Raw genomic sequence first — 11854 nt, 5'->3', positions numbered from 1 at the left:
CCCCGAAACAGCGACCAGGGCCGTCCGGGGCGCGTGATGTTAGCGCTAACGTCGGCCGGGCCGGACGGACGGAGAGCCGCATGTCCAGAGTCCTGACCAGGCTGAGTGCCCTGCTCGCCGCCCTGTGTCTGCTGGTGTTGCCGGCGGCGCAGGCACCGCGTGCCCAGGCCGCCGCGCTCGACCCGTTCACCGGCTACCTGATGGCGCACTTCACCGGCGAGTCGGCCACCGGCGAGCAGGTCTACTTCGCGCACAGCCGCGACGGTCTGACCTGGCGCGACCTGAACAACGGCGCACCCGTGCTGCTGTCCACGATCGGCACCCGGGGAGTGCGTGATCCCTCCATCGTCCGTTCGCCCTCCGGCGACCGGTACTGGATCGTCGCCACCGATCTGCGGATCGCCAGCGGCACCTCGTGGAACGACGCGGCGAACCGGGGCAGCAGGTCGCTCGTGGTGTGGGAGTCCCGCGACCTGGTGAACTGGTCCGCCCCCTGGCTGATCAACGTCGCGGGCGCCATTCCGGGTGCCGGCAACGCCTGGGCACCGGAGGCCATCTACAACGCGGCGACCGGTGACTACGTCGTCTACTGGGCGACGAACTCGCTGCGCGACGGCGTCACCAAGCACCGCATCTGGTACGTGCGGACCAGCGACTTCCGCAGCTTCACCGCGCCCCAGCTCTACATCGAACGACCGGGCGGCGGCCAGGGCATCATCGACACCCAGATAGTCGAGGTGCCGAACGCCGTCGGCGGCTACCGTTACTACCGGGCGTCGGCTGACGGGCACATCACCATCGAGGCCAGCAACTCGATCCTCGGCTCGTGGACGACCCTGGGCAACCTTTCCCACCTCGGCATCTCCAACGGCACCGGCGGCGGCAACGTGGTCGAAGGGCCGATGTGGATGCAGTTCAACGGTCGTGACGAGTGGGCGCTCTGGCTCGACCAGTACGCCACCGGTCGTGGCTACCTGCCGGTCACCTCCACCAACCTGGGCAGCGTCACCAACTTCCGGACCCGCACGGACTACCAGCTCGGTGCCAGCCGCAAACGGCACGGCTCGATCCTCAACCTGACCGCCGCCGAGGAGAGCGCGGTGCTGGGGCGCTGGGGCGCCACGACGCCGGCCAACCGGATCCAGGCGTACACCCACCAGGACCGGTACGTGCGCCACGCCAACTACGACGTACGCATCGACGCGAACGTCAGCCCGGCGCAGGACGCCCAGTTCCGGGTGGTGCCGGGGCTGGCCGACGCCGGCGCGGTGTCGTTCGAGTCGGTCAACTACCCCGGTCACTACCTGCGGCACTACGGTTTCGACTTCGTGCTGGCGGCACACGACGGCAGCTCGGTCTTCGCGGCGGACGCGACGTTCCGGCAGGTCGCCGGCCTCGCCAACTCGTCCTGGTCGTCGTTCCGGTCGTACAACTACCCCGACCGGTACCTCCGGCACTACAACTACCAGCTGCGACTCGACCCGATCAACGACGCCCAGGCCCGCGCCGACGCCACGTTCCGCCTCACCTCGTAGCCGGGCGGCGCTGCCGCAGACCAAGCAGGTGGTGATCTGACCGTCGGCTGCCGGACGCCTCGTACCATTGCGCAGGGATTCCGGAGCGCGCAGCGGGAGGGGCCATGGGAAAAGGGATATACGTGCAGGAACTACCGGGTATCGGCAAGCGGTACGACGTCGACCTGGGTAGCAACACCCAGCGGATCTCGGTGGTGGTACGCCGGGACGGCACCCGTGACCTGTACGTCTTCGCCGCCGGCAAGGACGATCCGGTCGCCGTGATCGAGATGTCGGAGGAGCAGGCGCGTAAGGTGGGCGCCCTGCTGGCCGGCACGTACTTCTCCGAGTAGTCGTCCCGCGTCGAACGTCCTCGTTCAGTCCGCTCCAGGAGTCCTCACCGTGCATGCTGACCTCGTGGGCTTCGGGGCCCTCGTACTGATCGCGGGCCTGCTGGCCCGTGCGGGTCGCCGGATCAACCTGCCCACCGTGCCGTTCTTCATGCTCGCGGGCATCCTGCTCGGGCCCGGTACCCCCGGTCCGGTGCTGGTCGCCCATCCCGAGGATCTGAGCCTGCTCGCCTCCCTCGGCCTGATTCTGCTGCTGTTCCATCTGGGTGTCGAGTTCCCGGTCGACCAGGTACTCGGCAGCGGCAAGCGGCTGTTCGTCGCCGCCGGCTCGTACATCGGTCTCAATGTCGGTGCCGGCCTGCTCTTCGGCTTCGCCCTCGGTTGGGGCGGGTACGAGGCGTTCGTGATCGCCGGCGCGCTCGGCATCTCCTCCTCGGCGATCGTGACGAAGCTGCTCATCGAGTTCCGCCGGTTGGCCAACGCGGAGACGCCGGTCATCCTCGGCATCATCGTGATCGAGGACCTGTTCCTCGCGCTGTACCTGGCGCTGCTGTCGCCCCTGCTGTCCGGTGCCGGGTCCGCCGGGGAACTGGTGCTGCGCATCGGCCTGAGCTTCGCCTACCTGGTGGTGCTCTTCGCCGTCGCCCGCTTCGGTGCCCGCCTGGTCGGCAAGGTGATCGACAGCAACGAGGACGAACTGCTGGCCATCCTGATGGTCGGGTTGGTCGTGCTCGTCGCCGGTGTGTCCGCCGAGATCGGGGTCTCCGACGCGATCGGCGCGCTGATGATCGGTCTGGTGATCGCCCGTACCCCCCTGCGCGAGCGGGTCGAACGCCTGGTGCTGCCGCTGCGCGACGTTTTCGCGGCGGTCTTCTTCCTGGTGTTCGGGCTGACCATCGACGTCGGTGACTTCGGCTCGGTGGCGCTGCCGGTGCTGCTGGCGGTACTGATGACCGTCGTGACCAACGTGGTGGCCGGCCTGATCGCCGGCCGGCTGTTCGGGCTCAACCAGCGCGGGGCCGCGAACGTCGGCCTGACCGTGCTGGGCCGGGGCGAGTTCTCGCTGATCCTGGCCACGCTCGCCATCGCCGCCGGCCTGGACGACCGGCTCGGCCCGTTCATCGCCCTGTACGTGCTGGTCCTGGCCGTGACGAGTCCCCTGCTCGCGGCGAACTCGCGCTATCTGGCCCGGATCATCCCGGACCGGCTGCTGCACGCCAGTTGGCGGTACGTGCGGGAGGAGACCATCAGCACCGCCTGCACCCACCTCGACCGGATCAACATCACCGAGTCCGACGCGGACGCGTGCCCGCAGTGTGTGGACAGCGGCGACGACTGGGTGCAGCTGCGGATGTGTCTGACCTGCGGCGCGGTGGGCTGTTGCAGCGACTCGGTGAACAACCACGCGGAGGAGCACTACCGGCAGACCGGCCATCCGTTGATCCGGTCGCTGGAGGAGGGCGAGGACTGGCGGTACTGCTACATCGACGGTGCCCTGGTCCGCGAGCCGATGGGTGCCACCCGGGAGTGACGAGCGGTACGCTCGCGTCGACCCGCCTCAGTCGAGGCGGTACACCAACGCGCCGGCCACCTCCTCCCGGGTGATGCCGAGGCCGTCGACCGGTCGGGTGGGCAGCCCGTCCCAGGGCGTTCCGGCGAGCCTGTCCGGCAGGACGACCACCGACCGGATGCCGACCTGCCGCAGGAACGTGATGCTGACTGGATCGGGAAAGGTCGTGGTCACCGCACGGATCTGTTGCTGACTGGCCGGCAGGAAGGTCACCGAACCGTTGGCGAGGCGGGGAAACCCGTCGGTGGTCCAGAGCATGATGTCGGATTCGGCGACCCCGTTGCTGGGCAGGACCAGGATCGGTTCGGTCGCCGCCCGCAGCGCCGGTGGGGCGGTCGGCACGGTGGGGTGCGGCGTCCGGTTGACACCCTCGACCGTGACCAGCACCAGGGGCAGCAGGAGCACCACCGCGCTCACCCACCTCGGCCACCCGAGCCTGGGGCGATTGCGTCCGAACTCGCTTACCGCGCCTGCCGCCAGTATGGCGAGCAGCAGGCTCGTCCACACCATCAGCCGCCCCGGGGTCCGTAACGCGTCCCATCCGGGCAGCAGCCGCGACAGGGTCAGGTATCCCGGATCGCCCTGACCGACGAGGTTGCTGCCGAGCCCGAGCGCGCCGCTGACCAGCACGCCGAGCGCGAGCAGCACGCGGTGGCGCACCCGGAACGTCGAGTAGCTCAGCCCGGCCACGGCCAGCACGATCAATGTGACGCCCGGCAGCAGCGCCATCTCCGGCGGCCAGGACAACTGGGCGCGGGCGGCGGCGAAGTGGTCGCCCCACAGCCACGAGTCCGCGGGCGCGACGAAGTATCCCCGCAGGGGTGGGGAGAATATCTCCGTCCAGGACAGGTCCCGGTGCGCCTCCGGGTTCAGCTCCACGACCCGCAGGAAGGTGGTCCCCAACCAGATCAACACCGCTCCGAAGACGACGCCGCCGAGCAGGTTGGCGAGCACCACCCGGCGCCCCAACAACCAGGTGCCGGTCCGCCAGCGGGCCCAGCCGACCGCCACGAGGACCACGATCATGGTGCCGGCCAGGAAGTACGCGAGCGGCAGGCCGATCGCCAGGCCCAGGGTCAGCTGCCAGGCGGCGACCAGCCAGCCCGCCAGGATCCATCCGGGGCGGTGCAGGTCCGGTCGGTGACCGTCGCGCAGGGACCAGCCGTGGCCGCGTGCCAGCATCGCCAGGCACAGTGCGACGCCGCCGATGGAGAGGATGTTCAGGTGCCCGCTGTGCGCGAGCCGCCACGGCGCGAAGGCCCAGGCGACGCCGGCCACGGCCGCCGCCGTCCGGATTCCGCCCAGTTGGCGCACCAGGGCGTACGCCCCGAGGCAGGCGAGTGCGTGGGCGAACACGTAGAGCAGGTTGTAGCGGAAGATGGCCGCCGCCACGCCGTTGACGAAGAGACCGGCAGGTGCGTATCCGAGCACGATGTCGGTGTAGGCGTACGTGTACAGATCCGGGAAGAACGTGTTGGAGTGCCAGAGGTTGAGCGGATCGGTGACCAGCGCGTGCCCGGCCCAGGCGACCTGCCACGCCTGCAACGGAGGATCGCCGATGTCGCCCGGGATGGTCGTCCACGGTTGCTTGAGCGTCGGCCAGGTGAGGACGACCGCCACGACCACGCTGGCGATTGTCGCCACCGTCCATTCATGCCGCAGCAGACGCGAGGCCGCCCGCACGACGCCCTGTCCGCGGCGGGGCTGGGACTCCGATCCTGCCTGCTCGGGGTCGGGCTGGCGGCGATCAGCGGACGAGGTTCCGACCAGCCCCCGACGTATCGCCTGCACGTGTCCTCCTGTCGATGTCCAACGCGGACGGTCTAGTGCTCTGACCACGAATGTTTACGGTGTTGGGGTCAGGCCGCTCTGGTGGCGGGTTGGCCCCAGCGTCGTTGGCGTTCGCTGCGGATGCGGGCTCGTTCGCGGCGTTGGGCGGCCAGGACGTCAGGGTGGCGAGCGTTGGCGTTGCGCCACCGCAGGTAGGCCTGGAACCGTCGGGTCATCGCCGGGTGGTTCGGGTGGTTCGAGCCGGCGATGACGAAGGTGCGTAGCGGCCCGAACTGGGCCTCGATCGGGTTGGCCCAGGAGGCGTAGGTCGGGGTGAAGCAGAGCTCGACCTTGTTCCGGGCCGCCCACCTGCGGATCTTCGAGCCCTTGTGCGCGGACAGGTTGTCCAGGATCACGTAGATCGGTGCCCCGTCCGGGCGGGCGGCCCGGATCGACTTCAAGGCGGTGAGGGTGTTCGCGGCGCTCTTACGGCGTCGGACGACGCCCCATAGTTGGTCGTCACCCACGCAGTAGCAGCCGTGGAACTGCCGGACACCGTGCAGCTTGTGGTAGTTCGCGGGCAGCCGATGTGGGTGCCCGGCCGGAGCCCACCCGGTGCCGGCCTGCGGCCGGATCACCAGGGGACCGAACTCGTCGAACGCGAACACCCGCTGCGGGAAGTGGCTGCTGACGTACTCGATCCGGGCGAGTTTGGCATCGCGGTGCGGGTCGGTGGACTCCTTCCACGTCTTGGTCCGTTGGAAGGTGATCCGGTGTCGGTGCAGGATCTGCCGTAGCCGTTCCCGGCCCACCCGGACCGGTCGAGTCGAGTGAACGCGCAGGTGGTCAGCGAGCTTGCGGACGCTCCAGCGGATGAACGGCCGCCCCAGTTTCTCGGGGCGGGTGTTGGCCGTCTCGACGATGAACTGCTCCTCGTCGCTACTGATCTGGCGGGGACGGCCACCCGCCCACTGAGGGTCCAGGCTGGCCATCCCCATCTCATTGAACCGGTGGATGACCTGCCGGATCGTGTCCTCGTCGGCCTGCACGAGACGGGCGATCGCCGGCACCGTGTTCCCGCCGGCAGACGCGAGCACGACCATCGCCCGTCGTAGTCGGATCGGTGAGCCGGTTCCCCGGCGGGTGATTCTGAGTAGCTGCTGACCTTCCTGATCACTCAGCCGCCGCACACGTACAAGATCTGCCACCGCCACAGCCTGACCGGCACAACGCCGCCCGGCCGACAGGCCGGGCGGCGTGTCATCCAACACCGTGAACGTTCGTGGTCACGGCACTAGCGTCGCATCGAAGGAAGGAGAAAAGCCATCGTCGATGGCCACCGAAACTTCCGGGCGACGGTTCAGTGGCGGTTGAGCCGGCGGTAGACCGGGGTCAGCCGCTGGTGCAGCGTCCGGTAGACGTCGAAGATCTCGTCGTAGCCCGCTCGATGCGCCGGGTCCGGGGTGAAGAGCCGGTCGGTACGCATCAGACCCGGGATGTCGGCGAAGGTGAGCCACCCGGTGCCGACCGCGCCGATCCAGCCCGCCCCTCGGGCGTTCACCGCGAGTGGTTGGGCGTCGCGGCGGATCTCGACGCCGAGCACGTCGGCGAAGATCTGACACCACGAGTCCGACAGTGCCCCGCCGCCGGTGATGGCCATCGAGGTGACCGGTGCGCCGAGGAACCGGTTCACCGCGCCGAGCAGCCAGCGGGTGTTGAACGCCACCCCCTCGAAGACCGCCCGCAGCAGATCCGAGCGGTTGGTGTCGAGGGAGATGTTGAAGAACCCGGCGCGCAGGTTCGCGTCGTCCACCGGGGCGCGTTCGCCGTAGAGCCAGGGGGTGTAGAGCACCCCGTTCGCGCCCGGCGGCACCGTCGGGATGATGGTGTCGAAGGCGTCGAAGATCGTGCCCTCGTCGCGGCTTAGGTGACCGGCGCTGAGCAGCGGGTCGTCGTACTCCACGATCTTGTCCCGCAGCCACGTCAGGTTGGCGCCGGCGGTGGCCTGCAGGGCGGTCATCAGGTAGCGGTCACCGATCGCGCAGGGCACCGAGGCGATGCCGGCGGCGACGTCGGTCTTCTTCCGGGGCACGTGGGCGGCGATCCAGGACGAGGTGCCGACGTACAGGTGCGGCTGGCGGTCGCCGGTGGTGCCGGCGCCGATCGCCGCGGCGGTGTTGTCGATCGCCCCGGCGACCACCCGCACCGTCGTCGGCAGGCCCAGGTGCGCGGCGGCGGCCGGGGTCAGGGTGCCGATCACCTCGGTGCAGGCGACGATCGGTGGCAGCTTGTCCGCGTCGACGCCGCTGTCGGCGACCAGGGCGGGGGAGTAGCGGATGTCGCCGGGACGCCGGTTGTCAGTCACCCACGAGGTCAGGATCGAGTCGACGGTGGCCACCGTGCGTCCGGTGAGCCTCAGGTTGATCCAGTCGAGCACGTTGAGGAACGTCGCGGTGCGCGCGTACACCTGCGGCAGGGTGTCGCGGACGAACAGCATGTGGGCGGCGGGGTCCTTGCCGGTGGGTGAGGGCATGCCGCCGGTGAGCCGCAGCCAGCGGGCGATCCGGCGCACCGACATCCCCTGGTACGCGGGGAAGCCGCCGAACTGCCGTCGCAGGTGCGGCGCGCCACGCATGTCGAGCCAGCTGATGCAGGCGGTGAGCGGCTCGCCGGTGGCGTCCACCGCGATGGTTCCCTCGCCCTGGGTGGAGGCGCACACCGCCTCGACCGCCCGCATCTGCTCGGGATGATCCCGGCCCAGGTCGGCGGCGACCTGGCCGAGCGCCGTCCACCAGGCGAGCGGGTCCTGTTCGGCGCCGCCACCGGGCAGCACCCGCAGCGGGACCGGCCGCTCGGCCCAGCCGGTGACCGTGCCGTCGGCGGCGACCAGCGCGGCCTTCAGACCCGAGGTGCCCAGGTCGATCGCGAAGACCTGCGGCGGGCTGGCGGTCACCGGATCAGACCCCCTCGACAAGTGCGAAGACCTGGTCGAACCGGGCGAGGGCGTCGTCGACGACCGCGTCGGTGTCGGCCATCGACGTGTACATCCGCGAGCCGGCCAGGGTGACGATGCCGTGCGCGGTGTACGCGGCGCCCATCTGCTCCATCAGCCGCTTGCGGGACTTGTTCTCCTTGAGCAGCTTCACCGGGTTGCGCATGTCCAACAGCATCACGCCGCTGCACTCCAGGTGCACGATGGATCCCTGGTTGTACGCGACGTACGGCAGTCCGTAGGAGTCGACCAGCCGTTGCAGGCCCCGGGTCAGCCGGTCACCGGCCCGGCCGGCGATCACCGGTGCGTTGGTGCGGGCCATCTCCTCGATGGCGAAGTAGCCGGCCGCGCAGGACAGCGGGTTGGCCGACAGGGTGCCGCCGACCTGGATGTGCGCGCCGCTCCTGCCGTCCAGCCCGGAACCGAAGACCGCCATCACGTCGGCCCGCCCGCCGACACCGCCGGCCATCGGGTAGCCGCCGGAGACCGCCTTGCCCAGCACGGTCAGGTCGGGGGTGACACCGAAGTAGCCGGCCGCGCCGCCCAGCCCGAGCCGGAACCCGGTGACCACCTCGTCGAAGATCAGCAGCGCGCCGAACTCGTCGCACAGCTCCCGGACCCGGGCGTTGAAGTCGCGTGGCGCGGGCCGGGTGCCGGATTCCGGGCCGACCGGCTCGACCACCACCGCCGCGGTGCCGCCGCGCAGCCGGTTCTCGATCAGCTTGCGCTTGAGCTGCCCGAGGTCGTGCGGGAAGGCCTCCCGGGTGCGGGCCGTCGCCCCGAAGGGGATGCCCTTGGCGTTCATCCGGTACGTGCCCGGCACCCGCAGCCCGTAGACCATCGTGTCGGACCAGCCGTGGTAGGCGCCACCGACCTTGATCACCATCTTCCTGCCGGTGAAGGCGCGGGCACCCCGGACGGCGGCCATCACCGCCTCGGTGCCCGAACCCAGCGACCGGTACATCTCCACGTGCGGCATGAACCGGTGAATGATCTCGGCGAGCTTCAGCTCGTACTCGTGGAACAGCCCGGTCACCGGCCCGGAGTCCCGGACCACCTCGGCGACGCGCTCGTTCACCGGGCCGTAGTTGCTGCCCAGGATCGTCGGCCCGCCGGCCTGGAGGAAGTCGATGTACGTGTTGCCGTCCCGGTCCACCAGATACGCGCCGTCGGCCTTGTCCACCGCGAGCGGGAACGGGTAGTTGAACGCCAGGTTGTGCTGCACCCCGCCGGGGATGCGCCGCCGCGCCCGGTCGGTGATCTCCTTGCTGGCGCGGCACTTGGTGTCGAAGTAGTTCAGCACGTCGAGCATCGCGTCGTGGCGCAGACCGCGCACCGGCTGGGCGGTCAGCGCCTTCAGCCGACGCATCACGTCGTCGACGTCGGGGTACTCGGTTATCGCGTAGCCGAGCCGGGCCGCCTCGGCACCCGGCGTGCCGGCCATCTCGTCGTCGGCGCTCGCCGCCGGCATGCTGCTGGCGGTCCGGCCGGCGATCACGGCGGCCGCCGCGTCGGCGCTGGGCAGTTCCTCGTCGGCCGGTACCCGCAGCGGCTCGACCGCCTCGGTGAGCTGCGCGGCGATCCGCTTCTCGTCGGCCCGCAGCTTGCTGAAGGCGATCTCCCGGATCGCGGTCGGGATGGTGTGGATCTTTCCCGCCTCGCTGGTCAGCGCCAGCAGGTAGGCGATGGACACCTTCTCCAGCAGCGCCATGTTGAACACCGCCCGGTCGGGGTCGGTGCCGACGGCGACCACCCCGTGATTGGCGATGATGAAGGCGTTGTCGCCGCTGGCCACCTTCTTCTGCACGTTGCGGGCCAGGAATCCGGTGCCGGACGGGGCGTAGTCGATGATCGCCACCTCCCGGCCCAGGAAGCGCACCTGCTCGTCGGTGAGCGCCGGGATCGGCTTGCGCAGGAAGGCCAACGCCGAGGCGTACGGCTGGTGGGTGTGCACGATCGCGTTGACGTCCGGCCGCTCCCGGTAGATGTTCGCGTGCATCCCGCACTCGATGGACGGTTTGAGGTCGGCACCGGAGTCGTCGGGCAGGTGCCTGCCGTCGAAGTCCACGATGCAGATGTCCTCGACGCGCATCCGGTCGTAGTCGTAGTTGCTCGGGGTCACCGCGTACCGCCGGTGGCCGGGCACCCGGACCGAGACGTTGCCCTCGGTGGCCTTCAGGTAGCCCCGGGCGAGCATGGTGCGGCACATGTCGACGACGTGCTGGCGGGACAGGCGGTGCTGCACGGCGTTCTCCTCCGTCGGGTCGTCGGCCGCCGGTCGGTGCACCCGTCCGGCCCGTTCGGTTCATCGTCGCGTGGGCGCGACGGTCGAAACACCGTCCCGCCGGCAGCGAGAATCACCGTGCTTCTTATCCCAGCGTGACAAAATCGCCGGGTGAGTTCGCCTGTCTCCGCGACTCCCTGGCGACACCTGCCCGCCGATCTGGCCGCCGCGATGCGCCCGCAGCTGCCGGACACGGTGGCCGCCGTCGCGGGCGCCGTCACCGAGGCCACGCCGGCCTTCGCCGGCATCGCCGACGACAAGTTCACCCGGGACGTACACACCGCCGTGCAGGTGGCGCTCGACCGCTTCCTCGATCTCGTCGGCACCGGGGAACCGGCGCTGCCGCCCCGGTTCCGGGAGGTGTTCGTCGGGTTGGGGGCCGCCGAGGCCCGTGAGGACCGGGGACCGGAGGCGCTGCTGGCCGCGCTACGGATGGCGGCACGGCTGCTGCTGCGTACGGCGTCACGGTCACTGGCCCGGCTGCGCCCGGTCGAGCCGGAGGAACTGATCGACCTCTCCGACGCGGTAAGCGCGTACATCGCCGAACTGGCCGCGGCGAGCACCGACGGGTACGCCCTGCAACTGCGGGAGCAGGCCGGGGAGGGGGACCGCCGTCGCCACCTGGCCGAGCTGCTGCTGCGCGGCGACGGGCTGCCCAGCGCCGTCGAGTCGGCGGCGGCCCGGATCGGCTGGGCCGACCTGGACGCGGTGGTGCCGGTCCTGCTGCCACCGGACCAGGCCCGCGACGCGCGGTTCCGGTTCGGTCCGGACGGGCTGGTCATCGAGCGTGGCCGCGACGCCGTGCTGCTGCTGCGGTCGGGTGCCCGGGCGGTCCGCGTCCACCTGGCCGAGGCGTTCGCCGGCCGGTCGGTGGTGGTCGGCCCGGAACTGGGCTGGCCCCAGGTGCCGGCGGCCGTCCGGCTCGCCGAACTGGCCGGCGGGCTGGTCGGACCCGCGCCCGGCCCGGTTTTCGTCGACGACCACCTGGTCGCGCTGACCCTGCGCGGCGAACAGCGGGCGTTGGCGGTGCTCACCGAGCGCCGCCTGGCACCGTTGTCGCAACTGCGTCCGGCGCAGCGGGAGAATCTGCTGGGTACGCTCTACGCCTGGCTCCGGCACTGGGGCTCGCGCGCCGAGGTCGCCACCGAGCTGTTCGTGCACCCGCAGACGGTCAGCTACCGCCTCAAGCGGCTGCGTGAGCTGTACGGTGACGACCTGGACGACCCCGCCGCCCGCTTCGAGCTCCTGGTGGTCTTGACCGGCCAGCTCGCGACGAGCATCCGGAAGGTCTCTGGAACTTCCGCTTGACACTGGCCCTGACCTGGCGTTAATGGTCATGCCCATGCTGCGGAGTAACCGCCGGCGTGTTGTCGC

The 11854-nt window shown here is 70.3% G+C and carries 8 protein-coding genes; 4 read left to right on the top strand and 4 right to left on the bottom strand.

Features of this window, described 5'->3' with window-relative positions:
• Positions 1–80: 80 nt before the first annotated feature.
• The 3 genes from O3597_RS11430 (at position 81) to O3597_RS11420 (ending at position 3395) form a co-directional block, all read left to right on the top strand.
• The gene (locus tag O3597_RS11430) at positions 81–1535 is read left to right on the top strand and encodes a glycoside hydrolase family 43 protein (RefSeq protein ID WP_164447010.1); all 1455 of its coding nucleotides are present in this window, start codon (positions 81–83) and stop codon (positions 1533–1535) included.
• A 104-nt stretch (positions 1536–1639) separates the two neighbouring features.
• The gene (locus tag O3597_RS11425) at positions 1640–1867 is read left to right on the top strand and encodes a potassium transporter TrkA (protein ID WP_164447009.1); all 228 of its coding nucleotides are present in this window, start codon (positions 1640–1642) and stop codon (positions 1865–1867) included.
• 49 nt (positions 1868–1916) lie between these two features.
• The gene (locus O3597_RS11420; protein WP_164447008.1) at positions 1917–3395 is read left to right on the top strand and encodes a cation:proton antiporter; all 1479 of its coding nucleotides are present in this window, start codon (positions 1917–1919) and stop codon (positions 3393–3395) included.
• Between the two features lie 27 nt (positions 3396–3422).
• Here O3597_RS11420 and O3597_RS11415 read toward each other — a convergent pair whose 3' ends face one another.
• The 4 genes from O3597_RS11415 to O3597_RS11400 form a co-directional block, all read right to left on the bottom strand.
• Complete coding sequence (locus O3597_RS11415) at positions 3423–5117, bottom strand: hypothetical protein (RefSeq protein WP_348650361.1); 1695 nt, start codon at positions 5115–5117, stop codon at positions 3423–3425.
• Between the two features lie 176 nt (positions 5118–5293).
• Positions 5294–6412 (bottom strand): IS630 family transposase, encoded by a 1119-nt coding sequence (locus O3597_RS11410; RefSeq protein ID WP_281604122.1) that lies wholly within the window; start codon positions 6410–6412, stop codon positions 5294–5296.
• A gap of 152 nt (positions 6413–6564) precedes the next feature.
• Positions 6565–8157 carry an FGGY-family carbohydrate kinase gene (locus tag O3597_RS11405; RefSeq protein ID WP_164447006.1) on the bottom strand — a complete coding sequence of 531 codons (1593 nt, stop codon included), beginning with the start codon at positions 8155–8157 and terminating at the stop codon, positions 6565–6567.
• Positions 8158–8161: 4 nt separating this feature from the next.
• Positions 8162–10441 (bottom strand): aminotransferase class III-fold pyridoxal phosphate-dependent enzyme, encoded by a 2280-nt coding sequence (locus O3597_RS11400; protein WP_281604121.1) that lies wholly within the window; start codon positions 10439–10441, stop codon positions 8162–8164.
• Between the two features lie 150 nt (positions 10442–10591).
• Between O3597_RS11400 and O3597_RS11395 the strand changes: the two genes are divergently transcribed.
• The gene (locus O3597_RS11395; RefSeq protein WP_281604120.1) at positions 10592–11788 is read left to right on the top strand and encodes a helix-turn-helix domain-containing protein; all 1197 of its coding nucleotides are present in this window, start codon (positions 10592–10594) and stop codon (positions 11786–11788) included.
• Positions 11789–11854 lie beyond the last annotated feature (66 nt).

It is taken from the genome of Verrucosispora sp. WMMA2044 (assembly GCF_027497155.1).
Lineage (GTDB): Bacteria > Actinomycetota > Actinomycetes > Mycobacteriales > Micromonosporaceae > Micromonospora > Micromonospora palythoicola.
Note: the sequence above shows the minus strand (reverse complement) of the source record. Positions and strands in the feature narration are given on the sequence as shown.